The sequence below is a fragment of the Mesorhizobium sp. M0676 genome, from assembly GCF_040320535.1.
GTDB lineage: Bacteria > Pseudomonadota > Alphaproteobacteria > Rhizobiales > Rhizobiaceae > Mesorhizobium.
In genome coordinates this window covers 133,454-159,227 of record NZ_JAMYPU010000014.1, presented here as the reverse complement: position 1 = coordinate 159,227, position 25,774 = coordinate 133,454, and the positions used below count along the sequence as shown (strand labels likewise).

Annotated in this window: 27 protein-coding genes and 1 pseudogene; 14 read left to right on the top strand and 14 right to left on the bottom strand. The window is 64.2% G+C overall.

Annotation, left to right across the window (positions count from 1 at the left end; all coding sequences use genetic code 11):
* Window positions 1-507 precede the first annotated feature (507 nt).
* From NKI35_RS17710 to NKI35_RS17695, 4 genes are read left to right on the top strand one after another with little or no spacing between them, the layout of a single operon-like run.
* Window positions 508-2,046, top strand: a complete 1,539-nt coding sequence (locus tag NKI35_RS17710) for a DUF4153 domain-containing protein (RefSeq protein WP_352741084.1) — start codon at window positions 508-510, stop codon at window positions 2,044-2,046.
* Between the two features lie 4 nt (window positions 2,047-2,050).
* A complete protein-coding gene (locus NKI35_RS17705; RefSeq protein ID WP_352741082.1) occupies window positions 2,051-2,746 on the top strand; it encodes a response regulator in 696 nt (231 codons plus the stop codon).
* Window positions 2,734-4,329: a sensor histidine kinase gene (locus tag NKI35_RS17700; RefSeq protein WP_352741080.1), complete on the top strand. Its 1,596-nt coding sequence runs from the start codon at window positions 2,734-2,736 to the stop codon at window positions 4,327-4,329. The genes NKI35_RS17705 and NKI35_RS17700 overlap by 13 nt, the downstream gene beginning before the upstream one ends.
* 30 nt (window positions 4,330-4,359) lie before the next feature.
* Window positions 4,360-5,526: an NAD(P)/FAD-dependent oxidoreductase gene (locus tag NKI35_RS17695; RefSeq protein ID WP_352741078.1), complete on the top strand. Its 1,167-nt coding sequence runs from the start codon at window positions 4,360-4,362 to the stop codon at window positions 5,524-5,526.
* 201 nt (window positions 5,527-5,727) lie between these two features.
* On the opposite strand, the gene NKI35_RS17690 is transcribed toward NKI35_RS17695, so the two are convergent.
* On the bottom strand, window positions 5,728-6,459 hold the full coding sequence (locus NKI35_RS17690; protein ID WP_352741076.1) for a DUF72 domain-containing protein: 732 nt from the start codon (window positions 6,457-6,459) through the stop codon (window positions 5,728-5,730).
* 145 nt (window positions 6,460-6,604) lie between these two features.
* Window positions 6,605-7,030: a GNAT family N-acetyltransferase gene (locus NKI35_RS17685; protein ID WP_023694557.1), complete on the bottom strand. Its 426-nt coding sequence runs from the start codon at window positions 7,028-7,030 to the stop codon at window positions 6,605-6,607.
* 162 nt (window positions 7,031-7,192) lie between these two features.
* Between NKI35_RS17685 and leuD the strand changes: the two genes are divergently transcribed.
* The 5 genes from leuD to leuB all read left to right on the top strand — a co-directional run bounded on the left by leuD (window position 7,193) and on the right by leuB (window position 11,093).
* Window positions 7,193-7,798, top strand: a complete 606-nt coding sequence (gene leuD / locus NKI35_RS17680) for a 3-isopropylmalate dehydratase small subunit (RefSeq protein ID WP_023694556.1) — start codon at window positions 7,193-7,195, stop codon at window positions 7,796-7,798.
* Between the two features lie 64 nt (window positions 7,799-7,862).
* Entirely contained in the window at window positions 7,863-8,786 is a 924-nt protein-coding gene (locus tag NKI35_RS17675) for an Ivy family c-type lysozyme inhibitor (protein WP_352741074.1), read from the top strand.
* Window positions 8,787-9,093: 307 nt separating this feature from the next.
* A complete protein-coding gene (locus tag NKI35_RS17670) occupies window positions 9,094-9,477 on the top strand; it encodes a RidA family protein (RefSeq protein WP_023826853.1) in 384 nt (127 codons plus the stop codon).
* A gap of 13 nt (window positions 9,478-9,490) precedes the next feature.
* Window positions 9,491-9,841 (top strand): VOC family protein, encoded by a 351-nt coding sequence (locus NKI35_RS17665; protein WP_023826854.1) that lies wholly within the window; start codon window positions 9,491-9,493, stop codon window positions 9,839-9,841.
* A 148-nt stretch (window positions 9,842-9,989) separates the two neighbouring features.
* Window positions 9,990-11,093, top strand: coding sequence for a 3-isopropylmalate dehydrogenase (gene leuB / locus NKI35_RS17660; RefSeq protein ID WP_352741071.1), 1,104 nt, complete (start codon window positions 9,990-9,992; stop codon window positions 11,091-11,093).
* A gap of 9 nt (window positions 11,094-11,102) precedes the next feature.
* On the opposite strand, the gene NKI35_RS17655 is transcribed toward leuB, so the two are convergent.
* The 4 genes from NKI35_RS17655 to NKI35_RS17640 all read right to left on the bottom strand — a co-directional run bounded on the left by NKI35_RS17655 (window position 11,103) and on the right by NKI35_RS17640 (window position 15,060).
* Window positions 11,103-11,501 (bottom strand): MarR family winged helix-turn-helix transcriptional regulator, encoded by a 399-nt coding sequence (locus NKI35_RS17655; RefSeq protein WP_352675718.1) that lies wholly within the window; start codon window positions 11,499-11,501, stop codon window positions 11,103-11,105.
* 49 nt (window positions 11,502-11,550) lie between these two features.
* On the bottom strand, window positions 11,551-11,979 hold the full coding sequence (locus tag NKI35_RS17650) for an SRPBCC family protein (RefSeq protein ID WP_352741069.1): 429 nt from the start codon (window positions 11,977-11,979) through the stop codon (window positions 11,551-11,553).
* A 193-nt stretch (window positions 11,980-12,172) separates the two neighbouring features.
* Complete coding sequence (locus NKI35_RS17645; RefSeq protein WP_023683826.1) at window positions 12,173-12,895, bottom strand: DUF805 domain-containing protein; 723 nt, start codon at window positions 12,893-12,895, stop codon at window positions 12,173-12,175.
* 323 nt (window positions 12,896-13,218) lie between these two features.
* Window positions 13,219-15,060 carry a DEAD/DEAH box helicase gene (locus NKI35_RS17640; protein ID WP_352741067.1) on the bottom strand — a complete coding sequence of 614 codons (1,842 nt, stop codon included), beginning with the start codon at window positions 15,058-15,060 and terminating at the stop codon, window positions 13,219-13,221.
* Window positions 15,061-15,483: 423 nt separating this feature from the next.
* Here NKI35_RS17640 and NKI35_RS17635 point away from each other — a divergent pair, with 423 nt between their 5' ends.
* Both NKI35_RS17635 and NKI35_RS17630 read left to right on the top strand, forming a co-directional pair.
* A complete protein-coding gene (locus NKI35_RS17635; protein WP_023671698.1) occupies window positions 15,484-16,518 on the top strand; it encodes an aspartate-semialdehyde dehydrogenase in 1,035 nt (344 codons plus the stop codon).
* A 225-nt stretch (window positions 16,519-16,743) separates the two neighbouring features.
* Window positions 16,744-17,196, top strand: a complete 453-nt coding sequence (locus NKI35_RS17630; protein ID WP_023671699.1) for a GNAT family N-acetyltransferase — start codon at window positions 16,744-16,746, stop codon at window positions 17,194-17,196.
* A 3-nt stretch (window positions 17,197-17,199) separates the two neighbouring features.
* Here the strand turns inward: NKI35_RS17630 and NKI35_RS17625 are convergent, their stop codons facing one another.
* Window positions 17,200-17,607 (bottom strand): ACT domain-containing protein, encoded by a 408-nt coding sequence (locus NKI35_RS17625; RefSeq protein WP_352741065.1) that lies wholly within the window; start codon window positions 17,605-17,607, stop codon window positions 17,200-17,202.
* 356 nt (window positions 17,608-17,963) lie between these two features.
* Between NKI35_RS17625 and NKI35_RS17620 the strand changes: the two genes are divergently transcribed.
* From NKI35_RS17620 to NKI35_RS17610, 3 genes are all read left to right on the top strand, one after another.
* Window positions 17,964-18,374 carry a DoxX family protein gene (locus NKI35_RS17620; RefSeq protein WP_023687655.1) on the top strand — a complete coding sequence of 137 codons (411 nt, stop codon included), beginning with the start codon at window positions 17,964-17,966 and terminating at the stop codon, window positions 18,372-18,374.
* A 14-nt stretch (window positions 18,375-18,388) separates the two neighbouring features.
* Complete coding sequence (locus NKI35_RS17615; protein ID WP_023752732.1) at window positions 18,389-18,916, top strand: SRPBCC family protein; 528 nt, start codon at window positions 18,389-18,391, stop codon at window positions 18,914-18,916.
* A gap of 152 nt (window positions 18,917-19,068) precedes the next feature.
* A complete protein-coding gene (locus NKI35_RS17610) occupies window positions 19,069-19,332 on the top strand; it encodes a YMGG-like glycine zipper-containing protein (RefSeq protein WP_023683830.1) in 264 nt (87 codons plus the stop codon).
* 183 nt (window positions 19,333-19,515) lie between these two features.
* Here the strand turns inward: NKI35_RS17610 and NKI35_RS17605 are convergent.
* The 7 genes and pseudogenes from NKI35_RS17605 to NKI35_RS17575 form a co-directional block, all read right to left on the bottom strand.
* Window positions 19,516-19,731 (bottom strand): annotated as a pseudogene (locus tag NKI35_RS17605) (acyl-CoA thioesterase); the annotation flags it as partial.
* 87 nt (window positions 19,732-19,818) lie between these two features.
* Complete coding sequence (gene rpsP / locus NKI35_RS17600) at window positions 19,819-20,220, bottom strand: 30S ribosomal protein S16 (protein WP_023671705.1); 402 nt, start codon at window positions 20,218-20,220, stop codon at window positions 19,819-19,821.
* Between the two features lie 104 nt (window positions 20,221-20,324).
* Window positions 20,325-20,651, bottom strand: a complete 327-nt coding sequence (locus NKI35_RS17595; RefSeq protein ID WP_023671706.1) for a chorismate mutase — start codon at window positions 20,649-20,651, stop codon at window positions 20,325-20,327.
* 7 nt (window positions 20,652-20,658) lie between these two features.
* On the bottom strand, window positions 20,659-22,245 hold the full coding sequence (gene ffh / locus NKI35_RS17590; protein ID WP_023671707.1) for a signal recognition particle protein: 1,587 nt from the start codon (window positions 22,243-22,245) through the stop codon (window positions 20,659-20,661).
* 383 nt (window positions 22,246-22,628) lie between these two features.
* Window positions 22,629-23,579, bottom strand: coding sequence for a CPBP family intramembrane glutamic endopeptidase (locus tag NKI35_RS17585; RefSeq protein ID WP_352741062.1), 951 nt, complete (start codon window positions 23,577-23,579; stop codon window positions 22,629-22,631).
* A 148-nt stretch (window positions 23,580-23,727) separates the two neighbouring features.
* Window positions 23,728-24,327 (bottom strand): DUF1236 domain-containing protein, encoded by a 600-nt coding sequence (locus tag NKI35_RS17580; protein ID WP_023683834.1) that lies wholly within the window; start codon window positions 24,325-24,327, stop codon window positions 23,728-23,730.
* Between the two features lie 61 nt (window positions 24,328-24,388).
* Window positions 24,389-25,486, bottom strand: a complete 1,098-nt coding sequence (locus NKI35_RS17575) for a zinc-binding metallopeptidase family protein (protein WP_023687662.1) — start codon at window positions 25,484-25,486, stop codon at window positions 24,389-24,391.
* Window positions 25,487-25,774 lie beyond the last annotated feature (288 nt).

Below are 25,774 nucleotides of genomic sequence, written 5' to 3'. Positions count from 1 at the left end.
GAGGTGTCGAGCGAAGCTCGACGGAGTGGGGGTCGACGGAGTGGATGTCGACCCTTGGGGCGCAAGGCGAGGCGATGTTTGCACCGAATGCCCTTCCTGTGTCCGTTCGCGGCGATTGCCAGGTGGTTCCCCCACTCCGTCTCGGCTTCGCCGAGCCACCTCTCCCCCCTCCGGAGGGAGAGGAAAGGAGCCTGGCTGGGACAGCGCCAACGTCCGGAAAGATGGGGGGGAGCGCCCCGGCCGTAAGCGCAGGTCCTGCACGAAAACTGCACATCCCTGCGGAAAACCTCCTCCGCTCCGCCCCGCCGTTTCCATGCGAGCCCGCGACAACAGCGGCATGCAACAGCGAAACGCTCACCTTTGGTCCTTGCCCTATCGCCTGCGCAGCGAAAGCTGGTGGTTGGTCGATCCGCCCCGGGCGGCGGCCCGCCCTTACCTGGAAGCGAGCCTGCTCCCCTTTATCCGCCCACCGGCCGAGCGGACCCAGCCCATCAGGAAAATCCGCGCATGACATCGTTTGCAAGCGTTTCCAGCCGCTTCGGCATCGCCGTCCTGCTCGTGGCGCTGGCGGATTTTTTCTTTTACGGCCAGCCCGCCGGGATCACGGTGCTGCTGTTTGCCATCCTGATCGCCGGCGCGGTGGTCGCTGTGCATCCTGCCGCACTGAATTCCACCCGACCCTGGCTCAAGCCGGCCGCTTTGTTCGTCGCGCTGCTGCCGCTGGCCGAGAACGTCAGCCCGCTGTCGGTGGCGATAGCTGTCGTGGCGCTGGTGGTGTTTGCGCTGTCCCTGTCCGGGCGGCTGCGGCACGGCATCGCCCGCATTGCCGGCCAGGTCGCGCTGTTCCTGCTGGCGGCGCCGCTGCGCCTTATCCGTGACTTTTTCCAATGGCGCCGCACGGTGCGCCGGCTTGGCGGCCGCCGCATCCGCCTGGCGTCCATCATCGTCTGGGTCATGCCGGTGACGCTGGGCGCGGTGTTCCTGTTCTTGTTCGGCGCCGCCAATCCGGTCATCGAATACTGGCTGTCGCTGATTGACCTGATGAAGCTGCTCGATCTCATCCAACTGGCGCGGATCGTCTTCTGGCTGTTCGTGCTCGCCGGCGTCTGGGCTTTCCTGCGGCCTCGCCTGCCGCGTTTCCCGCGCCGCCTTCCACGCCGCCTTCCACCTTTGACGCCGCCTGCAGCCGTGGCCGCACCGGCCGCGACTAAACCAGCGACAACGATCGAGGCCGTCGTCTTCGGCAAGGCCGCGATTCTGCGCGCGCTGATCGTCTTCAACGCCTTGTTTGCGCTGCAGACCGGGCTCGACGCCGCCTATCTCTGGGGTGGGGTCGCCCTGCCGGACGGGTTGAGCTATGCCGCCTATGCCCATCGCGGTGCCTATCCGCTGATCGCCACGGCGCTGCTGGCCGCCGGCTTCGTGCTGGCGGCGCTGCGGCCGGGCAGCGAAACCTCAGGCGATCCGCTGATCCGCCGGCTGGTCTATGCCTGGGTGGCGCAGAACATCGTGCTGGTCATCTCGTCAATTCTCAGGCTCGATCTCTATATCGGCGTCTATGCACTGACCTACTGGCGCATCGCCGCCTTCGTCTGGATGGGGTTGGTGGCGTCAGGGCTTGCACTGATCATTGCCCGCATCGCGCTTGGAAAATCCAACGAATGGCTGCTCTCCGCCAATCTTGCGACGTTATCGGCGACGCTTTATGCCTGCTGCTTCATCAACTTCGCCGCAACGATCGCCAATTTCAATGTCGACCATTCCCTTGAAATGACCGGCGACGGCACGCCTATCGATACCGAATATCTGCGCTCGCTTGGCGCTGCCGCCATGCCGGCTCTGGACCGCCTCTACATGCATCAATTCGGAAACCAAACCACCTGTCTGGCCGATCAAATGATGATCGACGACACTATCGCCGAGCAGAAGCAGTGGCGCGCCTGGAGCTTTCGCGGCTGGAGGCTCGTGCAGGTTCTCGACAAGAGAGGTCCGCTCGTGCTTCCTCCACCTACCCAGCCCTCGCAACCTTCAGTGCCGGACCGTTAGATCCATGCCGCATCAGATCCTGGTCGCCGACGACGATCCGCACATTCGCGAGATCATCTGCTTTGCGCTGGAGAGGGCCGGGATGAAGACGCAAGCCGTGTCCGACGGCGCAGCCGCCCTGCAGGCGATCGAAGGCCGCGAGCCCGACCTCGTCGTGCTCGATATCGGCATGCCGGAGATGGACGGGCTGGAAGTCTGCCGGCGGCTGAGGCAGCGCTCCGATGTGCCGGTTCTGTTCCTGTCCGCGCGCGACGAAGAAATCGATCGCATCCTCGGGCTCGAAATGGGCGGCGACGACTATGTGACGAAACCGTTCAGCCCGCGCGAGCTGGTGGCGCGCGTCAACGTTATCCTGCGCCGCGCCCGCCCGGTGGCCCCGGACCCCGCCGGTGACAAGAACTTTGCGCATGGCAAGCTCAGCCTGGTGCCGGCCAGCCACGGCGCCAGTTTCGACGGCAAGGCGCTGGCGCTGACGGCGATCGAGTTCTCGATCCTCAGGGGATTTCTGGCGCGGCCGGCGCATGTGCTGGGCCGCGACCTGGTGGTCGCCAGCGCCTATGCCGCCAACATCCACGTCGCCGACCGTACCGTCGATAGCCACATCCGCAACATCCGCGCCAAGCTGGCGGCGGCGGGCTGTCTCGACGCCATCGAAACGGTGCATGGCGTCGGTTTCCGGCTCGGCCGATGCGGCGCCTGAGCGACGCCAAATGGATCGGCACCAAATGGCGGCCAAGGCTGGCCACGGTGGTTCTCGCCATCCTCATCATGGTGCTGGCGCTGCCGCTGGTCGGCCTGTTCTTCTTCCGGCTTTATGAAAACCAGCTGATCCGCCAGACCGAGGGCGAGCTGATCGCGCAAGGCGCCGTCATCGCGGCGATCTATGCGCAGGATATCAGCGACGCCGGCATTTCCCCGGACAGGCTCGGTGCGCCGATGAACGCGGAGAGCGGCGATGCCAGCCGTGGCGACGACTCGCCTTACCAGCCGATCGAGCCGAGCCTCGATCTCGCTTCCGACTACCTGCTGCCGACCCGACCCGCCGGCATCGCCGCGGCCATCGATCCAGCCTTCGCGGCGATCGGCGCCAGCCTGTCCGGCATTCTCGACACGACGCAAAAAACCACGCTGGCCGGCTTCCGGCTGCTCGATCCGCGCGGCGTTGTCATTGCAGGGCGCGACGAGGTCGGACTATCGCTGGCCAATGTCGAAGAGGTGCGCACCGCCCTTGCCGGCCACTACGCCAGCGTGTTGAGACAAAGAATTCCCGACCAGCCGCCACCGCCCCTCTATTCGGTCAGCCGCGGCACGAAAGTTCGCGTCTTTGTCGCCATGCCGATCGCGGTCGACGGCCATGTCGCCGGCGTGATCTACCTGTCTCGAACGCCGAACAACATCGTCAAGCATCTCTATGGCGAACGCGGCAAGGTGACGCTGGCGGCCATCGCCATGCTGTTCGGCACGCTGCTGATCGCGCTGGTGTTCCTGCGCACCGTCAGCCGGCCGATCTACGCGCTGATGGAGCGCACGAGGCGCATCGCCGCCGGCGACCGCGACGCCATCCGGCCGCTCGACCATCACGGCACGCGCGAAATGGCCGAGCTGTCCGCGGCCTTTCTCGACATGGCCGAAAAGCTGCAGGCGCGCTCCGACTCGATCCAGACCTTTGCCACCCATGTCTCGCACGAGCTCAAATCGCCGCTGACGGCGATCCAGGGCGCGGCCGAACTCTTGCGCGATTCCGGCGAGGCGATGGACGCGGCAGAGCGCAAGCGGTTTTCCGGCAACATCGTCAACGATGCCGGACGGCTCAATCTGCTGGTACGGCGCCTGCTCGATCTGGCGCGCGCGGAAAACCTGGCGCCGAGCGGCGAAAGCACATCGCTCGATGCGGCGCTGGCATTGCTGCCGGTGGACGGCAGGCTGGCTGTGACCATCGAGACGGGCGGCGAAACCGGTCTGCGCATCTCGGCCGAGAATGCGGCGATCGTGCTTGCCAACCTGATCGACAATTCCGCCAGGCACGGCGCGACCCAGGTTTTGCTGGCGGCTGCCAGCGCCGACGGCAAAGTGACGATTGCGATCAGCGATGATGGCGCCGGCATTTCGCCGAGCAACAGGGCGCGCATTTTCGAGCCGTTCTTCACCACGCGGCGCGAGTCCGGCGGCACCGGCATGGGCCTCGGCATAGTGCTGGCCCTCCTGAAAGCGCATGATGGCACGATCGCGCTGGTTGACTCCGGGCGCGGCACGCGCTTCGAGATCATTGTGCCGGCGGCGTGAAGGATGCCGGCGGCCGGATCGGAGAACAAAGTGCGCTACGACACCGTCATCATCGGCGGAGCCATCGTCGGCTCCTCGGTCGCCTATTATCTGCGCGAGGAAGGCTTTTCCGGCTCCATCGCGCTGATCGAACGCGACCCGCAATTCGCGCATGCGGCAACGACGCTGTCCATGGCCTCGATCCGTCAGCAATTCTCGATTCCGGAAAATATCCGGCTGTCGCAGTTCACGCTAAACCTGTTCCGGCGACTGAAGGAGACCTTCGGCACCGATGCCGATATCGGTTTTCGCGAAGGCGGCTATCTCATCCTGGCCGGCGAGGCCGGGTTGCCGATCCTGAAAGCCAACCACGAGGCGCAGGTCGCCGAGGGCGCCGACATTCTGCTCGAGGATGCCGACCAGCTGGCAAAGCGCTTTTCGTGGCTGTCGACGGAAGGCATCAGCGCCGGCGCCTTCGGCCGCACCGGCGAGGGCTGGTTCGACGCTCATGCGATGCTGACGCTGTTCCGCAAGGCGCTGCGCGACAGACAAATCGATTTCATCGCCGCCGACGTCACCGGCATCGAGAGGCAGGGCAACCGCGTCACCGGCGTGGACCTCGACAATGGCGAAAGACTGCAAGCCGGCATCGTCGTCAATGCCGCCGGGCCGAATGCCGGCAAGGTGGCCGGCATGGCGGGACTCGTCCTGCCCGTCGAGCCGCGCAAGCGCAACGTTTTCGTCTTCGAGGCGCGGGAAAAATACGCCGACATGCCGCTGCTGGTCGACCCATCCGGCATCTATGTCCGGCCTGAAGGCTCGGTCTATCTCACCGGCGGCGCCGAGCCGGAGGAGGGCGATGGCCCCGCCGACCCCCGGGATTTCGACGTCGACTGGCCGCTGTTCGAAGAGGTGATCTGGCCCGTGCTGGCAACCCGCATCCCCGCCTTCGAGGCGATCAAGCCGACCCGCGCCTGGGCAGGCCATTACGACTACAACACGCTCGACCAGAACGCCGTGGTCGGACCGCATCCCGAGGTCGGCAACTTCATCTTCGCCAACGGTTTTTCCGGCCACGGCCTGCAGCAGGCGCCGGCCGTCGGCAAGGCGCTGGCGGAGTTGTTGGTGCATGGCGGGTATCGGACGGTGGATTGCTCGGCGTTTGGGTACGCCAGAGTGGCTGAGGGAAGGGCGTTTCGGGAATTGAACGTGATTTGAGGCGGCAAAAGCTCACTGCCGAGTTCCCGCCCACCCCCCTCTGCCCTGCCGGGCATCTCCCCCGCAAGGGGTGAGATCGATAGCTCCGGCGTCCCGCTATCCTCGCAACGTTGGAGATTGGCGAAGCGATCGAGCGTCTAATCTCCCCCCTTGCGGGGGAGATGGCCGGCAGGCCAGAGGGGGGTGCTGTCCCGCGAGCGTCTAAGCAACCATCGCATCGACAGCCATCGCGTTGCCCAGTGCATGCCCGGCGGCCGTGTTGTCGAAAATGCCCCAGACCTCGGCACCGGAAGCGGCCGCTGCTTCCACTTGCCGCGCAAACCGGTCGAGCGTTTCGGCATCGTAACCCGAATAGTAGATGCGCGGCGCGCCGTGCCAGCGGAAATAGGCAAGGCCGGGCGAGCCACCCGGCCCTGCTGCCTCCGGAACCGAAGCCGGGTCGGCGGCGACCCGGGCGACCTGGTGACCGGCCAGCAGTGCGTCCGTCTCGGCACTGAACCAGGTGGGATGGCGCGGCTCGCATGCCAGCCTTGCCCGGATACGCTTGCCCAACATGTCGAAGAAACCGCCGGCGACCTCCGGCTCGAAGGGCAAGCTCGGCGGCAGCTGCACCAGAAGCACGCTCAGCTTTTCGCCGAGACCTTCGACCTGCCCGAGAAAGTCCTCTGTCAGCCCCTCGCAATCGGCGAGGCGATGCTCATGGGTCATGCTCTTCGGTGCCTTGACCGCGAAGCGGAAGTGCTCCGGCACGGCGTGAGCCCAGCGCTCATAGGTCTCGCGGCGGTGCGGCTTGTAGAACGAGGTGTCGATCTCGACGACCGGAAAGCGTTTTCCGTAACGTTCGAGATGCGAACCGGACTGCGGAAACTCAGCCTTGTATCGAGACGGAATTCCCCAGCCGGCGGTGCCTATGAGAGATCGGCGATTTCCCATGCTGGGGATGTGGACCGGATGAAGCGCGGGTCAAGGGCGGCAAGGAGGCGTTGCTCAGCAGGGTCCTGAACACCGTTCCGCATTGCCCGATAACCTTGCCCGCCTTGACTGCCCAACCCGGTCGGCAATTGCGCCCGATGCGGCGTCAGCCCTCGCGGGAGAACCAGAACGCGTCGGCCATGCGCTTCATGCCGATACGCTCGTAGAAGCCGACGGCGTCGGGCATCGAGATCAGGCTGATGGCGACCGAAGGCCCAAGCTGCCGGCGGGCCTCGTCCATCAGGCCCTTGCCGATGCCGACGCCTTGCGCCGATTGCGACACGGCGAGCTCTGAGACGTAGCACACCCAGGAAAAATCGGTGATGGCCCTGATAACGCCGATCAGCGGCCTGCCTTCGATGTCGAGCCGCGCCGTGAGCACCAGGTTCGCGCCTGAAAGCATTGCTTGCAGCCGGGCGTCGTCATCGACGGGGCGTGTTTCGCCGAGCGTGGATTCGACCAGCACGCGGCGGAATTCAGCGACGTCGAGCTCAGGTTCACTGGCATAGATAATATTCGATTGTGTGGTCATGGGCGCAAGGTGCACCAGCGGCGGCCGGTTTTAAAGACGTTTGCCGCCGATCTTTCGATCGGGCCGCGCACCAACAGTTGCCTTTTATTTGCCGGCGGCTTTGTGTAAACCGGGCGCAGCAAACCCTGACGCAACGAATTCGATCAAGAACGGGCAAAAGCCATGGAAAAATTCACCAAGCTCACCGGCGTCGCCGCACCGATGCCGATCGTCAATGTCGACACCGACATGATCATCCCCAAGGATTATCTCAAGACGATCAAGCGCACCGGGCTCGGCAGCGGCCTGTTCGCCGAAATGCGCTACAAGGACGATGGCTCGGAAAACCCCGACTTCGTGCTCAACAAGCCGGCCTACCGCAAGGCGCAGATCCTGGTCGCCGGCGACAATTTCGGCTGCGGTTCGAGCCGCGAACACGCGCCGTGGGCGCTGCTCGATTTCGGCATTCGCTGCGTCATCTCGACGTCGTTCGCCGACATTTTCTACAACAACTGCTTCAAGAACGGAATCCTGCCGATCACCGTCAGCCCCGAAGACCTGGAGAAGCTGATGGACGACGCCTCGCGCGGCTCCAATGCGACGGTGTCGGTCGACCTCGAGGCCAAGGAAATCCGCGGCCCCGACGGCGGCGTGGTCACCTTCGACCTCGACGACTTCAAGCGCCACTGCCTGCTGAACGGTCTCGACGATATCGGCCTGACCATGGAGAAGGCCGGCGCCATCGCCTCGTTCGAGAAGAAGAACGCTGCCGAGCGTCCTTGGGCCTGAGTGGTACGAGATGGCCCGGCCGCCACAAAGCCGGGTTCGTGGCGGCTGAACGGAGGGGACAGTCATGACACGTTTTCTTCTTGCCGGCGCCTGCGCGCTGGCGTGGATGCTGATGCCGGTGGCCGGCGCGCAAGCACAGACCGACAAGATACTCGTGCCGGCAGAAGATCCGTCCGCCGCCGATCTGGGCGCGTCGAACAATGCGGCCCTGGCGGACGATGACAGCCAGGGGCCGGTCCCGTTCGAGGGCGGGCAGCTGACCATCACCCAGCCGGAGCAGGATGGCGAGAAGGTGCTGGCCTATGACGGCAAGCAGCTGGCCAGCAATTATGACGTGTTCTTCGACAGAACAGTCAAGGTCGGCGGCGTCGACGTGGCGCTGGTCGATGTCGGCGACGGCGGCAACCAGTGCGGCCCGGCCAAGGTCATCGTCTGGAAGCCGGAAGGCGGCGAGATACAAAGCCTCAAGGTCGAACAGGACGAATGCGGGGCGCCGCCGGCGGCGGTGGCCGACAACGCCATCTATTTCGTGCCGTATCTGTTGCCGGGCGATACGAAGCAAGCGCTGCAATGGTCGCCCAGCGACGGGCTGACGATCTCGGGCGACCTGACCTACGCGCCGGAGCCGGGTACGGACTGGAAGGACGTCGATCCGGCCAAATACCAGAACATCATCGACGCCTTCCACAATGAGGCCGTCTACAACGCGGCGCAGACGCTGCTCGGCGACACCATGCCCGACATGGCAACCAGCCTGCTGGTCGGCGGCGGCACCGAAAAGATGGCGTCGGGCCCCTTCTACGCCACCGGCTGCGTGCCGCACGCATGCGGCAGCAATGACGGTTTCATGGCGGTCGACCCGGCCAAGCACACGCTCTACTTCGCCCGCCGCGGCGACAATGGCGAGCCGCAGGCCTGGCCGCCGGTGGCGGACTGGCCGGCGGATGTGAAGGAAGCAATGGACAAGGCGCAGGAGTCGGGGAACTAGGGTTTGCGGCAGCGCGGCGAACACTCGGTGTTCATGCTTGTTCCGTCGCGATCCGTCACACCCCCTCTGCCCTGCCGGGCATCTCCCGCTCAAGGGGGGAGATCAGACGTCACTCTGGCTTTCGCCAATCGCAAATGTGGAAAGCGAGAAAGGCGTCCGAACTGCTAATCTCCCCCCTTGAGGGGGAGATGGCCGGCAGGCCAGAGGGGGGTGCTGTCCCGCCGACGACCAAGATTTGCACCTGACTTGGCCCATGGCCCGGCCGGCCCTTTCCCTGCAAAAGTGTCCGAAACCACAGCGAGGCTCCATGCGCACACTCATCTCCACCGGTTCGCCCTTCGAAAAAACCGCCGGCTATTCGCGCGCGGTGGTGCAGGGCGACTGGTGCTTCGTGTCGGGAACGACCGGCTACGACTATGCGACGATGACCATGCCGGAAACGGTGGAGGCGCAGACGCGCAATTGCCTGGCGACCATCGCCGAGGCGCTGAGGGATGGCGGCTTCGACATGGCCGATGTGGTGCGGGCGCATTACTACATCACCGACCAGGCCATCGCGGACGTCGTCTTCCCCATCCTCGGCGAGGCTTTCGGCGAGATCAGGCCGGCGGCGACGATGATCGTGTGCCAGCTCAACAAGCCGGAAATGAAGATCGAGATCGAAGTCACGGCGCTGCGGCGCACGGCTTGAGGAGGCCAAAGCCATGACGGTCCGGCGCATCGTAGCCAATATCGGGACGCAGGACGCGGCGGCGGCGAAACGCTTCTATCAGGACGTGCTTGGCCTCGATGTGCTGATGGATCAGGGCTGGATCGTCACCTACGGGTCCGACGAACGGATGCAGGTGCAGATCAGCTTCATGGCCCGGGGCGGCTCCGGCACGCCGGTGCCGGACCTCTCCATCGAGGTCGACGATGTCGATGCGGCGCTGCAAGGCATGAAGGCCGCCGGCTTTGCCGTCGAATACGGTCCGGCCGACGAGCCGTGGGGCGTACGGCGGTTTTATGTGCGCGATCCGTTCGGCCGGTTGGTGAATATTTTGTCGCACAAGTGATTTGTTCCTCTCCCCCGCCTCTGGCCACGGCGAGGAACCCAGGTCTTGAGAGGCGGGCGCCGTCGTAGCGTTCTTCATCCCCTTGCGCCGCAAGCTCTTGGCGTTTAGCAAGGCCGCGGTTTCTCCAAACAGCATCGGACGGTTCTCCATGGCTTCGAAAAATCTTCTCCTGCTCGCCGGCGACGGCATCGGCCCCGAGGCGATGGCCGAGGTGAAGAAGCTGATCGCCGCCATGAACGCAAAGCTCGGCAGCGGTTTTGCCACTGATGAAGGCTTGGTCGGCGGCTGTGCCTACGACGCGCATGGCGCGGCGATTTCGGATGGCGACATGGCAAAGGCGATGGCTGCGGACGCCGTGCTGTTCGGCGCCGTCGGCGGGCCGAAATGGGACAAGGTGCCTTACGAGGTGCGTCCCGAGGCCGGGTTGCTACGGCTGCGCAAGGATATGGAGCTGTTCGCCAATCTCCGGCCCGCCATCTGCTATCCGGCGCTGGCCGCGTCGTCCTCGCTGAAGCAGGAAGTCGTCGAGGGCCTCGACATATTGATCGTGCGCGAGCTTACCGGCGGCGTCTATTTCGGCGAGCCGAAGCAGATCATCGATCTCGGCAACGGCCAGAAGCGCGGCATCGACACGCAGGTCTACGACACGTTCGAGATCGAGCGCATTTCCGGCGTCGCCTTCGAGCTGGCGCGCACGCGCAAGAACCATGTGACATCCATGGAGAAGCGCAACGTCATGAAATCCGGGGTGCTGTGGAACGAGGTCGTCACCCAGACCCACACAGCCAGATATGCCGACGTCAAACTCGACCACATGCTCGCCGATGCCGGCGGCATGCAGCTGGTGCGCTGGCCAAAGCAGTTCGACGTCATCGTCACCGACAATCTGTTTGGCGACATGCTGTCCGACATCGCCGCCATGCTGACCGGATCGATCGGCATGCTGCCGTCGGCCTCGCTCGGCGCGCCCGATGTGAAAACCAGGAAGCGCAAGGCGCTGTACGAGCCGGTGCATGGCTCGGCGCCGGACATTGCGGGACAGGGCATCGCCAACCCGATCGCCATGATCGCGTCGTTTGCCATGTGCATGCGATATTCCTTCGGCATGGTCGATGAGGCCGACAAGCTCGAAGGCGCCATAGCCGCCGTGCTCGACGACGGGCTCCGGACGAAGGATATTTTGTCCGACGGCATGACCGAAGTCGGCACTGTCGAGATGGGTGACGCCATCATCGCCAAATTCCTGGCTTAGCGGCCAAACTCAGCGGATCTCGCCGGCTAGCCGTCTCAGCAGGCCGACGAGTTGCGCCTCGTCCACGGTTGAAAAAAAAGCAGCGTCGGCGGCTTCGACGGCGACGATAGCGCGCTGGACTGCGGCCGTCCCCGTCGTGGAGACGCGGATCACCTTGGCGCGGGAATCCCGCGGGTCGGTGTCCCGCACAATCAGTCCCTTTGCCTCAAGCCGGGCGACGACGTCCGACGTCATCTTCACCTCGGTGCCGGCCTGGGCGGCGAGCTGCACCTGGTTGGGCGGCTCGCCATAGCGGCCGAGCCACATCGCCGAAGCCAGCAGCACGAACTGGACATGGGTAAGGTCAAGCGGGGCCAGCGCCGCCGTCATGACGCGCTGCCAGCGCATGGTGGTTCGCCAGAGCAGCAAGCCGGGGCTCTCGGATGGTCCGCTGAAGCGCGTGTTCAGATCCCCTTGATCAGCCACCGTTCGCCAACACCATTGCCTGCTCGAACAGTTTGGCCATCGAAGTGTCGAAATCGCCGCTGATCTGCGGCCCGAGCTCTGGTCCGACCTCGGCGGCCGATGGGCCGGAAATATCGAGGCGATGCGTCACTTGAGTGCCACCCTCGACCGGCGTCAGCGTATGCCTGAACAACAGTTTCGTGTCGCCGAACGAGGTCTCGTCGGCATAGGTTACAGCGTCGACGAGGTCGACGATCGTCGATTCGAAGGTGTCCTGCCCGACGGGCGTTACAGAGACGCGGGTGCCCTTGGCGAACGGGCCGTGCAGTACGAAGGTATCGGACCCTTCGTAGGTGAGGCGGCCTTCGTGCAGCGCCTTGAGCGCGTTCCAGATGGCCTGCGCCGAAAGGGGGGAAATTGCGGTGTACTCGTTGGTCCACATTTGTCTTGGCTCCATCATCCGTTTTCGATCGTCGATTTGATGATTGCACAGATTATCTGTGCACGGACTAAATGGCAAAGAGAATATTTCGTTCGTTCGGTCAAAACAGCAGCTGCCTTCCCGGCTGCGACCTAAGCCATTGTTATAGCACGGCTGTCCGCAAACAGCCGGCTGCTCATTTCTTGGTGCGGGTCTAGGCTCCGCCTCCTCCAGGCACCGGCCCCCACTGGTTTTCGTGGGCCTGGGTCGGGATCAATCCGAGTATCAGCGCGAGGATCAGCGTAGCCGGAGCGAACATGAAGGTGATTGCGAAGTAAGGTATTGCCAGCCAGCCGGTCAGGCCGATGTCGTGCAAGCGGCGCACGACGAGCCCGACCCAGGGCAGGAACGTCGCTAGCCAAAACAGCCCCCAGACGCCGATCATCACAATCGGCCAGTTGCCGGCATCGAAATTGCCGACCGCCTGGTCGGCGAGGGCGCCGGCAATTCCGACCAGGATGAAGCTGACGGTCCAGAACAGGCAGTAGCCCCAGAATTCCTTGCGGCGGGCGCGTTCGGCGAAGTTGATGTAGTTGCGCGTCACGCCTCGCCAGAAATAACCCGGCAGTCCGCTATCGCGAACCGCGCCGTCTTCCGCCAGGCGGCCGAAATGCTGTGGCGCGGCTGAAGCGGCAGCCGCCTTGGGCGGCGCGGCGCTTGCCGCTGGCGCAGCGGTGGCGGGACTGGCGGGCTGGGCGCGGATTGAAAAAACGTCGCGCGCCTGACCGCTTGCCGGCAGAAACTCGACCACTGCGCCGTTCGCGATCACGGTATCACGGCGCAGATCCTCGCGCGCGAAGGTGTAGCGGTTGCCGTCCGCCCCGGTGATGAAGCCGAAACCCTGGGCCTCGTCATAGTGAAGAACTTCGCCGCGCATTTAGCCTCGCCCCCGTGCAGGCACAGACTGTTCAAAGTTGCGGCGGACTGCAAGGGGGTGGACGAAATGGAGGGCAAACGGTTCAGGCATGAGTTGCTTTATTTTCCGGTGCGTTGGCGCTGCCCCTCACCTGCCTGCCGGCATCCTCTCCCGTATAGTGACGGGGAGAGGGGTCGCTGTTATCGACGATTCCGCCAATCACCAACGCTGCAAGAAGAGCGCCAAGGCTGCGGTCCGCCCTTTCTCCCGTCACTCTACGGGGAGAAATGCCCGGCAGGGCAATGAGGGGCAGCGCCTGCATTTGTAATTGGCCGATAAGAGCCTCAAACCGGCCGCTTCTTCGGCTTCTTGTTCTTCGGCGGTCCCGCCTTGTCGAATTTCGGTTTCCCGGCCCAAGGCTTTGCATCGCCGGCGGGCCGTTCCCGCTTCTCGAATTTCGGCTTGTGTGCGCTTTGCGGCGCCTCGAACGGTCGCTTGCCGCGATGCGGTTTCTTGTCCGGCTTCGGCGCCTGGTAGCCGGCCCGCGACAGGTCGGGCGTGCCGTCCAGGCGCTTCACCACGATGTTGCCCTGCAGCTTCTTGTCGGGGCCGATGGCGGCGAGGAAGCGATCGGCCCAGTCGGCCGCGATCTGCACGTAGGTCTCATCCTGCTGCATCTTGATGGAGCCGATCTCGCGCTTGGAGATGTTGCCGGTGCGGCACAGCATCGGGATCAGCCAGCGCGGCTCGGCATTCTGCTTGCGCCCGATCGACAGCGAGAACCAGACGCTGTCGCCGAAATCGTCGCGCCGGCCTGGCGCTTCATCGCGGCGCTCGAATTTTTCGCCCGCCGGTTTGTCACGCGAAGGCGTGAACGGTGCGACATCCGTAAGCTCCTCGGGCGCCGAGCGGCTGGCGCGGCATTGGCGCACGAAGGCGGCGGCCACCTGTTCGGCGCCATGCCTGGCCAGAAGCGCGTCGATGAAGCCGCGCTCGTCCTCGGCAATCGGCTCTTCGAAGGCTGGATCGGCAAGGATGCGCTCGTCGTCGCGCTTGATGACTTCGTCGGCGGAGGGCGGGCTCGCCCATGTCGCCTTCAGCCCGGCATTCTGCAGCAGCCGTTCGGTGCGCTTGCGGGCGCCGTTGGGCACGATCAGCGCGCTGACGCCCTTGCGTCCGGCGCGGCCGGTTCGGCCGCTGCGGTGCAGCAGCGTTTCGGGATTGGTCGGCAGATCGGCGTGGATGACCAGTTCGAGATTGGGCAGGTCGATGCCGCGCGCTGCGACGTCCGTGGCAATGCAGACTTTGGCGCGGCCGTCCCGCATCGCCTGCAGCGCGTGGGTGCGTTCGTTCTGGCTGAGCTCGCCCGACAGTGCGACGACGGAAAAATTGCGGTTGTTGAAGCGTGCCGTCAGATGATTGACGGCGGCGCGGGTGTTGCAGAACACCAGCGCGTTCTTCGCCTCGTAAAAGCGCAGCACGTTGATGATGGCGTTCTCGCGGTCGGGATAGGCGACATTCAGCGCCCGGTATTCGATATCGAGATGCTGCTTTTCCTCGCCGCCGGCCGAGATGCGTACGGCGTCGCGCTGATAGCCTTGCGCCAGCGTGGCGATCGAGCGCGGCACGGTGGCCGAAAACATCAGCGTGCGGCGCTGAGCCGGTGCGGCATCGAGGATGAATTCGAGGTCCTCGCGAAAGCCGAGGTCGAGCATCTCGTCGGCCTCGTCCAGCACCACGGCTTTCAGCGCCGACATGTCGAGGGAGTTGCGGGTGATGTGGTCGCGCAGGCGGCCGGGCGTGCCGACGACGATGTGGGCGCCGCGCTCCAGCACGCGCCGTTCGGAGCGCATGTCCATGCCGCCGACGCAGGACGCGACGGTGGCGCCGGTCGGCGCGTAGAGCCATTGCAATTCGCGCATCACCTGCAGAGCGAGCTCGCGCGTCGGCGCCACGGCCAGCGCCAGCGGTGCGCCAGCCTGGTCAAAACGCTCGGCGCTTCCAAGAAGGGTCGGCGCCAAAGCGAGGCCGAAGGCGACGGTCTTGCCTGAGCCGGTCTGCGCCGACACCAGAGCGTCGGACTCGCCGAGCTCCAGCACGGCCTTCTGCACTGGCGTCAGCTCGGTATAGCCGCGTTTTTCCAGCGCTTCTGCCAGCGCAGGAACAATAGCTTCGAAATTGGACATCTCACTCTTTCGGAATTCAGGGTCTGGGCTCATCATGGAGCACATGCCGGGGCTGACGCACGCCAGCCAAACACTATTTGGGCGTTCGTACTTCTTGCGGCCGCTATTGTACAGGGCAGGCGTGTGCCTGGCCGCAATTGACTCCTGACGCAAACCGCGTAAAAGCCGGCATCGAACGGGATCATTTTCGATGCGCGGCCTTCTGATGGCTCTTCTTGCCTTCGACTTCCCCGGCCACAATCATGGGGCCGGGCGCGTTGGCGCGTCTTACCGTTCCAGCAAAACTATGGCCAAAACCACCACCAAAACGGTGTGATTCCCTTGGCCTAACCACCCTCTCCCGGGTCCGGCCCGGGGGACGAAACCCGCATTGGCCGGCGGGTTTTCTCCAAAAACCAAGCGGAGAGGGACAGGAGATTTCTGATGAGTTTCAAAGTTGCGGTAGTCGGCGCCACGGGCAATGTGGGTCGCGAAATGCTCAACATACTGGAAGAGCGCGGCTTTCCGGTAAGCGAAGTCGTGGCGCTGGCCTCGCGGCGCAGCCAGGGCACCGAAGTGTCGTTCGGCGACCGTTCGCTGAAGGTCAAGACGCTCGACCAGTATGATTTTTCCGACACCGACATCTGCATCATGTCGGCCGGCGGCAACGTCTCGAAGGAGTGGTCGCCGAAGATCGGCAAGCAGGGCTGCGTCGTCATCGATAACTCGTCGGCCTTCCGCTACGACCAGGACGTGCCGCTGATCGTGCCGGAAGTGAACCCGGATGCGATCTCGCTGTTCACCCGCAAGAACATCATCGCCAATCCGAACTGCTCGACGGCGCAGCTGGTCGTGGCGCTGAAGCCGCTGCACGATGTCGCCACCATCAAGCGCGTCGTCGTCGCCACCTATCAATCGGTATCCGGCGCCGGCAAGGAAGGCATGGACGAACTCTTTACACAGACCCGCGCGGTGTTCGTCGCCGATGGCGTCGAGGTCAAGAAGTTCACCAAGCGCATCGCCTTCAACGTCATTCCGCATATCGACGTCTTCCTCGACGACGGCTCGACCAAGGAAGAGTGGAAGATGGTCGCCGAGACCAAGAAGATGCTCGACCCCAAGATCAAGCTGACGGCGACCTGTGTGCGCGTGCCGGTGTTCATCGGCCATTCCGAAGCCGTCAACATCGAGTTCGAAAAGCCGATCACCGCCGACGAGGCGCGCGATATCCTGCGCGAAGCGCCGGGCTGCCAGGTCTTGGACAAGCGCGAGGATGGCGGCTACATCACGCCGCTGGAATCGGCCGGCGAGGACGCCACCTTCATCTCGCGCATCCGCGAGGATTCGACCATCGACAACGGCCTGTCGATGTGGATCGTCTCCGACAATCTGCGCAAGGGCGCGGCGCTCAACGCGGTGCAGATCGCCGAGCTTCTGGTCGAGCGCGGCCTGATCCAGCCGAAGAAGAAGGCGGCCTGACGGCTGGTTTGTTTTCGCTCACGGGGTTCGGCCTTCGGCCGATTCCGTTTATCGCTCACGGGCCGTATCGCCGCTGCCGCGGCTGGCCCTCCGCGGGGCGCCGGAAAGCCGGCGGCCCGTAGTCGCGGGCTCGGCCTTCGGCCGAAGCCTTCCTTCTCCCCGTTCACGGGGAGAAGGTCCCGGCAGGGGGATGAGGGCAGCGCTGACCTCTGTTGAGAAACGCCTTTGAACGATCCCACCAAAATCGTGCTGCGCCCCGCCACGGCTTTGGATGCCGCGACCATCGCCATTGTCATGCGGGCCGCACTTGGCTCGTTCTCCTGGATGCCGGTCATCCACACGCCGGATGAGGATCTTGCCTTCATCCGCGAGATCGTGCTGTCCCGGCAGCAGGTGACGGTCGCCGAGGCCGGCACCGGCATTGTCGGCTTCATTGCCCTCAGCGGCGATTGGGTGGAACAGCTCTATCTCGACCCCGCCTGGACGGGGCAAGGCATCGGCAGCCGGCTGCTGGTGCAAGCGACCGCCGCGCTACGGATCGTTAAACTGCATTGCTTCCAGGCCAACACCGGCGCGCGTCGCTTCTACGAGCGCCATGGCTTTCGCCCCGAGGCGTTCGGCGCGGGCACCACCAACGAAGAAGGCCTGCCGGATATTCTCTACGTGCGTCGAGCTTGATATTCAGCCGGCGTTATCCTTGGCCAGTTGGCGCAATAACTCCATCGCTTCCTCGGCCCGCTCAGCGGGCACGAACAGATGGTCATGATAGAAAGCAGAGACCGGATTGACGCCCATGCCGGCGGCGGCCAGCCGGGCGGTGATGGCGGCGAGGAAGCCGACGGCTTCCAGCGAGGAGTGGACGTTCAGGGTGATCATGCGGCAGCGGAACGAAGCGGTCAGCCCGGCCGCCCGTGCCGCGTCCTCGGTCACGATCAGTGTCACACCCTCGCGCTCGCGAAAGACCATCACGGGATCGAGGCCTGCCTGCCGGCTGATTCCAGGTGTGAGCGTAGCGAACACGTAGACGTCCGGCAGCAGTTCCGGCGTCATCGCCGCCAGCAGCCTTTTCAGATCAGTCTCGCCGGCCATTCGCTCGTCTCTCGCCCAGCCCTATCAATAGCCGTGACTGGTGGATGTCGATAGTCCGTCAAGGTGGAGGGACAGCGCCCCCCTCTGCCCTGCCGGGCATCTCCCCCGCAAGCAGGGAGATCGGCGGTTTCGATGCTCCGCTCATTCATGGAACATTGCCGAAGCGGTCGAGCGTGTAATCTCCCCCCTTGCGGGGGAGATGGCCGGCAGGCCAGAGGGGGGGTGAAGGATCGCCACGCAGCGGCTTTTGCTTGCTGCTACCCAAAAAGAATCCGCACCCTGTAGGATTGCCGCCCCATCGCTCGTCCTTGGTCCGAAGCCAGCAAACGGCTCGAACCGCTTAGGAGGGAACACCCGTGAGTATTTCTCAAACCATGCCCGTCTCATCGGGCGCCCTGTGGACCGGCCGCGTGCTCAGCGGCCTCATCATCCTGTTCATGATCTTCGACGGCGTCATCAAGCTGCCGCCGCTCGATGTCGTCACCCAGACCATGGTGCCGCTCGGCTGGCCGGCCGATGTCAATGTCGCGCGCACGCTCGGCATTATCGGGCTGATCTCGACCGCGCTCTATGCGCTGCCCCGCACCTCGGTGCTCGGCGCCATCCTGCTCACCGGCTATCTCGGCGGCGCCATCGCCACAAATATGCGCGTCGGCAGCCCGTTGTTTTCGCACACGCTGTTTAGCGTCTATCTCGGCATCATCCTGTGGGGCGGTCTCTATCTGCGCGACCCAAGCGTGCGCGCCCTGATCCCGTTCAGCCGTTAAGCGAGGAGAAAAACATGCTCAGCACCATTCTCATCATCCTGGTCGTCATCATCGCCGCCGTGCTCATCTATGCGGCGACGAGGTCGAATGATTTCGTCACCGCCCGCACCGCCAGCATCAAGGCCGCGCCGGAAGCGATCTTTCCGCTGATCAACAATTTCAAGCACTGGCCGGAGTGGTCACCCTACGAAAAGCTCGACCCCGAGATGAAGCGCACGCTGTCGGGCGCTGATGCCGGCAAGGGCGCCGCCTACGCCTGGGAAGGCAATGCCAAGGCCGGCAAGGGACGCATGGAGATCGTCAATTCCGTGCCATCCTCGCTGGTGTCGCTGAAGCTCGACTTCGAGAAGCCGTTCCGGGCCAACAACAGCGTCGACTTCACCCTGAAGCCCTCGGGCGACACCACCGCAGTCACCTGGGCAATGCGCGGCAGCCGGCCCTTCATTGCCAAGCTTTTGGGTCTCTTCATGAATTTCGATACGCTGATCGGCAAGGATTTCGAGGCTGGCCTCGCCAATCTGAAGAAGGCCACTGAAAGGTAAAACGTCCTGCATTTCAACAAGCTCGGCGGTGGTCGTTACGAATGTGACAGGCGCGCGCACCGGGATCTCTCACGTCTTCGGGATCAAATCAGCTGTCTGGGAGTTAGAGCCGTGGCGGCGAGGACGGCGATCCGCGTGAGAGAGGAACGACAATGAAAAAAGCGATGATCATTCTGGTACTGGCGACCGCACTGGGTGCGTGCTCGCAAACCGAAAAGGGTGCCGCGGTCGGCGGTCTCGGCGGCGCGGCGGTTGGCGCAGCTGTGGCAAATGATCCGGTTCAGGGCGCCGTCGTCGGCGGCGCCGTCGGCGCCGTGGCCGGCGCGCTGATCGGCCGTGCCAGCGAAAGCGGTCAATGTCGCTACCGCGGCCGCAACGGGCGCACCTATATCGCCAGCTGCCCCGACGGTTATTGAACACAGCCAGGTCCAACATCGGAAACCGGCGGCTATAGATCGCCGGTTTCGCTGTTGCCCAAGGCAGCTGGACCATGGCTGCCTGCGCTACAGCAATCCCCGGATATGCTCCCAAGCCAGGCGGCCCAGGCGCGTGTCGGCGTCGTCATTGCCGCCATGGGCATGCAGCCTCGAGCGCGGCGTGATTTTCGCCCGGCCGGGCACCTGACCTTCGCCGCCAAACCATTGCAGCGCGAGAGCGGATGCTCCTTCCTTGGCAAAGAGCCGGGCGCGGGTGACGTCGATGCGGCCGCTCGATCCGCTGAGCACGACGACGCCTGTCGTGGCGCCGGCGCATCGCAACAGCGTTCCGGCTACGCCGCCGAAAAGGGTCTCTTCCGTGACGGTCCGCTCAGTCATCTTTCGTTCGAACGCATATGACATCGCCGCACATTAGCAAAACGGCGGGCACAGGCCCGCCGTTTTGTCGATGCGATGACGCGATGCTTATTCGGCGGTGGCGGCTTCCGCTTCGGCCGGGGCTGCAGCAGCGGCGGCAACGGCGGCGGCAGCGTCTTCCTGGGCCTTCTTCAGCAGAGAGGCGCGTTCCTGCGCCTTCTTGCCGGGCTCGGCCTTCTTCGGGTTGGAGCGGGCTTCGCGCTTGAGGAGGCCGGCCTCATCGAGGAAGCGCAGCACGCGGTCGGTCGGCTGAGCGCCGTGCGACAGCCAATGCTTGACGCGGTCGGCGTCGACCTTGACGCGCTCGCCGTCCTTGGGCAGCAGCGGGTTCCACGAGCCGATCGACTCGATGAACCGGCCGTCGCGCGGCGAACGGGCGTCGGCAATGACGACGTGGTAGTAAGGGCGCTTCTTCGAGCCCGCACGGGCCAGTCTGATCTTCAAGGGCATTTCATTTCTCCTAAATTTCTGATTTCAGTGTTGGGTTAATGGCTTTGTCTGGTGCAGGTCGTTGTCCCAAAACCGCTGCGCACTTTTGGGCGACATGCACTTTGTTAGCCGGTTTTGCTTGCGCCGTTGGACGCGGCGATCTGCTCGTGATGGCGGATCACTTCGCGGACGACGAAGTTGAGGAATTTTTCCGCGAAATCGGGGTCGAGATGAGCGTCCTTCGCCAGCTGGCGAAGGCGGGTGATCTGCTCCTGCTCGCGCGCCGGGTCGGCGGGCGGCAGGCCATGCTCGGCCTTGAGCACGCCGACCGCCTTGGTGCAGCGGAAGCGCTCGGCCAGCATATGAATGAGGGCGGCGTCGATGTTGTCGATCGAGGCGCGATAGCCGGCCAGGATGGTGCGTGCGTCGGCCATGTCTTTTTCTTCGTTCATAGCGTCCTCACTTCTTCTTTCCGAGGCCGGGCAGACCACCGCCGCCAAGGCCGGGAAGCTTCATGCCGCCGGGCAGACCGGGCAGGCCACCGCCGCTCGGGGTGGGCGGGCCCTTCATGCCGCCAAGGCCGGGCATCTGCTTCTGCAAGGCTTCGAGCTGCTTGGGATCCATCTTGGAGAGGTCGGGCATGCCGCCACCCATCATGCCGCCGGGGCCACCCGGCATCATGCCGCCGAGGCCCATCTTGGAGGCAAGGCCGCCCATCATGCCGCGCATCAGGCCGCCGCCTTTGCCCTTGCCGCCCATCGCCTTCATCATGTCGGCCATGCCGCGATGCATTTTCAAGAGCTTGTTGATCTCGGCCGCATCCGTGCCTGAGCCGGCGGCGATGCGCTTCTTGCGCGAATGTTTCAGCATGTCCGGATTGGCGCGCTCGGCCTTGGTCATCGACGAGATTATGGCGAGTTGGCGGCCGAACATCTTGTCGTCGAGGCCGGCGGCCGCCATCTGGTCCTTCATTTTGCCCATGCCGGGCATCATGCCCATGATGCCGCCCATGCCGCCCATTTTCGACATCTGCTGAAGCTGGCCGGCAAGGTCGTTCAGGTCGAACTTGCCCGACTGCATCTTTTTGGCCATCGCCGCCGCCTGCTCGGCGTCGATGTTTTCGGCGGCCTTTTCGACCAGCGAGACGATGTCGCCCATGCCGAGGATGCGGTCTGCAATACGCTTGGGGTGGAATTCCTCCAGCCCGTCCATCTTTTCGCCGGTGCCGATCAGCTTGATCGGCTTGCCGGTGACGGCGCGCATCGAAAGCGCGGCACCGCCACGGCCATCGCCGTCCATGCGGGTCAGCACCAGGCCGGTGATGCCGACGCGCTCGTCGAAGCTTTTGGCAAGGTTGACGGCGTCCTGGCCGGTCAGCGAATCCGCGACCAGCAGGATTTCGTGCGGGCTCGACATCTTCTTGATGTCGGCCATCTCCACCATCAGCGGCTCATCGATATGGGTGCGGCCGGCGGTGTCGAGGATGACGACGTCATGACCGCCGAGCTTGGCTGCCTGGACGGCGCGCCTGGCGATGTCGACCGGGTTCTGGCCCGCAATGACAGGCAGGGTCGCGACTTTGACCTGCTCGCCGAGCTGGCGCAGCTGCTCTTGCGCCGCGGGCCGCCGCGTGTCGAGCGAGGCCATCAGAACCTTCTTGTTCTGGCGCTCGGTCAGGCGCTTGGCGATCTTGGCCGAGGTCGTCGTCTTGCCGGAGCCCTGCAGGCCGACCATCATGATGACGACCGGCGCCGGCGCATTGAGGTCGATGGCGACGCCCTCGGCGCCGAGCATGTCGACCAACTCGTCATGGACGATCTTGACGACCATCTGTCCGGGCTTGATCGACTTGACGACGGCGGCGCCGACGGCCTTCTCGCGCACCTTGTCGGTGAAGGAACGCACCACTTCCAGCGCAACGTCGGCTTCGAGCAGCGCACGGCGCACCTCGCGCAACGCCGCCGAGACATCAGCCTCCGACAGCGCGCCGCGGCCTGTCAGGCCGTTCAGGATGGACCCAAGGCGCTCCTGAAGTGATTCAAACATTGGTCAACCCGCCGCGCGAGAGCGCCTTGGATTCATGGTGATCCCTGTCGGGCCGATGGCCCTCCACGCCTCTTGTGCGCTCCTGCAGCGATTCAAACATTCCGTTTCCTTTTTCTCAGGCACCCCGATGGTGCCCGAGAGGTAGTGCGTTCGCGCCGCTCATCCAAGCAAAGCTCAAAACCAAAAAGCACCCGGGGGCGCTTAGCGCTGCCGGGTGTTGGCCTCCAGGATCTGTTTACAGCACCCACCTCAAAAGGTTTTGGCGTCCTGGTCGGCTTGCTCGGAGGGATACTCGTCGCGGATTTCGGGGCTGTAGACAGGAAATCGGCCGAAGAGTCAAGACAAGGGCGGCTTGCCGGTCTCTGGATCGGTCCCTGTTTAGTTCACCCTGCATCCCGAGGGTCGGCCGTAACCTTCAGCGGCGAGCGCGGGTGCAGAAGCAGCAGGATCGTCAGCAAGGTGCAGACGATACCGATGGCGGCGATGATGACGGCATCCGTCGTCGTCCAGTCCGGACCTTCCAGCGGCTTGGCGTTGAACAGGGCGAAGGAATTGTAGTTCTCCTGATGCGAGATCAGCAGGAAGCCGGTGAGATTGTTGCCGAGATGGGCGCCGAAGGCGGCGCCGAGATTGCCGGTGACATAAACCACCAGCGTCAACAGCAAGGCGAAGGCGGCGATCGAGGCCAGCACGCAGGCGTTGATGGCGGGGGTCGAGCCCGGGCTCCAATGCAAGGAGGTGAACAGCAAAGCGGGCAATAGCGCCCACACGTAAGGGCTCTCGAAGCGCCTGGCCAGGCCGCGCAGCAGATAGCCGCGAAACAGCATCTCCTCGGACGAGGTCTGCAGCAGGGTCAGCGCCACGATCGGGAGCAGGAACAGCAGCCAGGTCGACAGGTTGATCGTGCCGCGGGCGATTTCGGGCTGTAGCCAGTAGAGCAGGATTTCGGAAAGCGCCGATGTGATCAGCACCGCGACCAGGCCCTTGAGGAAGCCCGACAAGGACACGCGGCGGCTGGCACCGAAAAGCGCCGAGAGCGGCTCGCCATGGACGAAACGCATGGCAAGCCAGAGGCCGAGCCAGATGCCGGCAAACGAGGTGAGTGCGGTGAGTATCCCGATGGGCGAGGCCAGAAAGCCCTGAAGCGGCCCGCGCGGATCGCCCGGCAATACATGCCAGAGGATGGCGACATAGGTGCCGCCAAGCACCACAACCAGGGTGATCGCCACCCAGAACAGGACGACGACCGCCGTTCCGATTATCAGCCGCGGCAGGTTCGTCTTTTCGGTGGCCGTGTTGCGATAGCGCTCGAAGGCGGTTGGATCTGATATCACGCGAGTTCCTCTGCGAACGCATCGGGTGGCATGATCTAGGGGATCGTCGGCTCTCGCGCAATTGCTGCTGTTTCAGCGAGCCCTTGTGCCGCCCTCAGCCTCGGCAGGAGGGCGGCACGAGTTCACTTGTCATTCTTTCCAGGCAAAATCAGCGCACGACGTACATGATGCGCCGTGTCTGCGGGTCGACCAGCGCCTGCTGGCCATTCACATAGACGTAGCGGTAGCGGTAGTCGGGGATTTCGCGCAGTTCGACTGTGTCGGGCAAGGTAGCACCGGTCACCACCTCGCCCTCGAGATAGACCGGATCGAGCCGGTGCGTGCTGACATAGGTGCCGACTTCCGCCGGTGGCCTGTCGATGGCGTCGACGGGGCCGTCGTCGGACAGAATCGCACCGGTATAGGTATCGGGATAATCATCCTGCGGCGGTGTAACCACGGTGATGGCGGCGTCGGCGGGGCGGCGTGTCAGAACGACCCGGTTGCCGCCGAAATCGGCCGTGACATAGTCGGAATAGACCCAGCCCTGGCCTCCGGCTTCGGCAATGGTGCACCATTTGCTGTTTTCGATGCAGCCATTGAGCGTCGCCGACTGGCCGGCGGCGAGCACGCCGATCACAGGATATTGCGGGCCGGGGCCGGCGCGCACATTAAGGTCGGTGACGGCCGAGACGGCGGTATCGGCGAGTGCCGCACCCGACATCGCGACAAGCGCCCCGGCGACGGCCGGAAACAATATGCGTCTCATGTTTCTCTCCCTTTCATGGTCCCTCGCGACACCAAACGAAACCAGAGCGCATGCGTTCCGGCTAAAATACCGACGCCAGCTCACGATTTGTTCCGGTTTCTTTCGGCAAACCGGTCAAAAGCTCATGCACGAAGCTGAGTTTCTGCGCCGTCACGTCCGAAATGACGAAGGGATAGAGGTCGGGCAGGCCCATGCAGCGGTTGATCGAGTTGGAGGCTTCCGAGAGTACCAGCCAGCGGGCGAGAATCTTTTCGAACGGCTCGGGCACGGCGTCAGGTTCCGCGGGCGCCGCCTGCAACCGGCCGCCGGTGTCGCCTTGCGGCAGCACATTGGTCTCCATTGTCTCAAGCTGGCCGAGTGGAAAATTCAGCGCGTGCACCATCTCCAGCGTGTCGGTGATGTGGAGATGGTGCGCCCAGGTCTCGGCCCAGTCTTCCCATGGATGCGACGTCGCATAGGCGGAGATGTGGTTCTGCTGCCAGTCGGGCGCAGCGCCATTGGCGTAATAGGCCTTCAGCGCCTGCTCGTAGTCGGGGCGTTCGTCGCCGAACAGCGCCCGGAAGGCATCGAGCCGTTGCGGCACGTCGCGGATGAGCCGGTCCCAGTAGTAGTGGCCAAGCTCATGACGGAAATGACCAAGCAGCGTGCGGTAATTTTCGCCCATCTCGACGCGCCGCCTCTCGCGCTCGGCCGAGTCCGCCTCGGCGACGTTGAGCGTGATCAGGCCGTTGTCGTGGCCGGTAAGGATGCGTTCGCCGCCGGGACCGCCGCCGATCGGATCGGCAATGAAGTCGAAGGCGAGGCCGATTTCGTCGCCGTGCTTGTGCTTGGGCGCTACCGGAAGGCCGAAGGCGAGCAGCGAATAGACGGCGCGCTTCTTGGCCGCCTCGACGCGAATCCAGCGGCGGCGGTTGCCGTCGACGGAGAGGTCGGGGATCAGCTGGTTCAGCACGCAGGCGCGGCAGTAGGTATGGCCCGGTTCGGCCATCCAGTTGCAGGCGCATTCATCCGCATTGGTGCAGTGGAAGATGCCGTCGACGTCAGACAAGGCAAAGCGCGCATGCTCGGGATCGTAAAGCACGAGACTCCCGCAATTCAGGCACTGCGCATTCTCGAAGTAGAGGCGGTGGCCGCAATGCGGGCAGTCGAACAGTTTCATGTCGATCTCGATGCGTCAGGCGTTGGCGTATGCGTCAGAGGAGGAATATGGTGCGGAGCGGCGCCTCGCCCAAACGCCCGCCACGGGCCGCCGTTCCATGCCCCCGTCGCCTCTTTTTACCCGAGCAGCGAATTCGCCTGCCCGGCGCCCGGGCGTTTCGGCCACAATAAGCACTTGATCGTAAGCAAATTCCGCTGCATTGGCCAGCGTAGCGCCGGGGGTACGGTGACAATGGCGCGTTTCGCTGGCAAGTTCGCAACCGGGACGTGATTCAGGCAATCAGGAGAG

Coding starts and splice junctions, on each gene's coding strand:
- NKI35_RS17650 (WP_352741069.1), bottom strand. CDS start 11,979: ATGTGGACCAACGAGTACACCGCAATTTCCCCCCTTTCGGCGCAGGCC.
- NKI35_RS17595 (WP_023671706.1), bottom strand. CDS start 20,651: ATGAACGAAGAAAAAGACATGGCCGACGCACGCACCATCCTGGCCGGC.
- leuB (WP_352741071.1), top strand. CDS start 9,990: ATGGCTTCGAAAAATCTTCTCCTGCTCGCCGGCGACGGCATCGGCCCC.
- NKI35_RS17710 (WP_352741084.1), top strand. CDS start 508: ATGACATCGTTTGCAAGCGTTTCCAGCCGCTTCGGCATCGCCGTCCTG.
- leuD (WP_023694556.1), top strand. CDS start 7,193: ATGGAAAAATTCACCAAGCTCACCGGCGTCGCCGCACCGATGCCGATC.
- NKI35_RS17665 (WP_023826854.1), top strand. CDS start 9,491: ATGACGGTCCGGCGCATCGTAGCCAATATCGGGACGCAGGACGCGGCG.
- NKI35_RS17615 (WP_023752732.1), top strand. CDS start 18,389: ATGCTCAGCACCATTCTCATCATCCTGGTCGTCATCATCGCCGCCGTG.
- NKI35_RS17700 (WP_352741080.1), top strand. CDS start 2,734: ATGCGGCGCCTGAGCGACGCCAAATGGATCGGCACCAAATGGCGGCCA.
- NKI35_RS17705 (WP_352741082.1), top strand. CDS start 2,051: ATGCCGCATCAGATCCTGGTCGCCGACGACGATCCGCACATTCGCGAG.
- NKI35_RS17580 (WP_023683834.1), bottom strand. CDS start 24,327: ATGAGACGCATATTGTTTCCGGCCGTCGCCGGGGCGCTTGTCGCGATG.
- NKI35_RS17675 (WP_352741074.1), top strand. CDS start 7,863: ATGACACGTTTTCTTCTTGCCGGCGCCTGCGCGCTGGCGTGGATGCTG.
- NKI35_RS17640 (WP_352741067.1), bottom strand. CDS start 15,060: ATGTCCAATTTCGAAGCTATTGTTCCTGCGCTGGCAGAAGCGCTGGAA.
- NKI35_RS17690 (WP_352741076.1), bottom strand. CDS start 6,459: ATGGGAAATCGCCGATCTCTCATAGGCACCGCCGGCTGGGGAATTCCG.
- NKI35_RS17635 (WP_023671698.1), top strand. CDS start 15,484: ATGAGTTTCAAAGTTGCGGTAGTCGGCGCCACGGGCAATGTGGGTCGC.
- NKI35_RS17685 (WP_023694557.1), bottom strand. CDS start 7,030: ATGACCACACAATCGAATATTATCTATGCCAGTGAACCTGAGCTCGAC.
- NKI35_RS17610 (WP_023683830.1), top strand. CDS start 19,069: ATGAAAAAAGCGATGATCATTCTGGTACTGGCGACCGCACTGGGTGCG.
- rpsP (WP_023671705.1), bottom strand. CDS start 20,220: ATGCCCTTGAAGATCAGACTGGCCCGTGCGGGCTCGAAGAAGCGCCCT.
- NKI35_RS17625 (WP_352741065.1), bottom strand. CDS start 17,607: ATGGCCGGCGAGACTGATCTGAAAAGGCTGCTGGCGGCGATGACGCCG.
- NKI35_RS17575 (WP_023687662.1), bottom strand. CDS start 25,486: ATGAAACTGTTCGACTGCCCGCATTGCGGCCACCGCCTCTACTTCGAG.
- ffh (WP_023671707.1), bottom strand. CDS start 22,245: ATGTTTGAATCACTTCAGGAGCGCCTTGGGTCCATCCTGAACGGCCTG.
- NKI35_RS17645 (WP_023683826.1), bottom strand. CDS start 12,895: ATGCGCGGCGAAGTTCTTCACTATGACGAGGCCCAGGGTTTCGGCTTC.
- NKI35_RS17670 (WP_023826853.1), top strand. CDS start 9,094: ATGCGCACACTCATCTCCACCGGTTCGCCCTTCGAAAAAACCGCCGGC.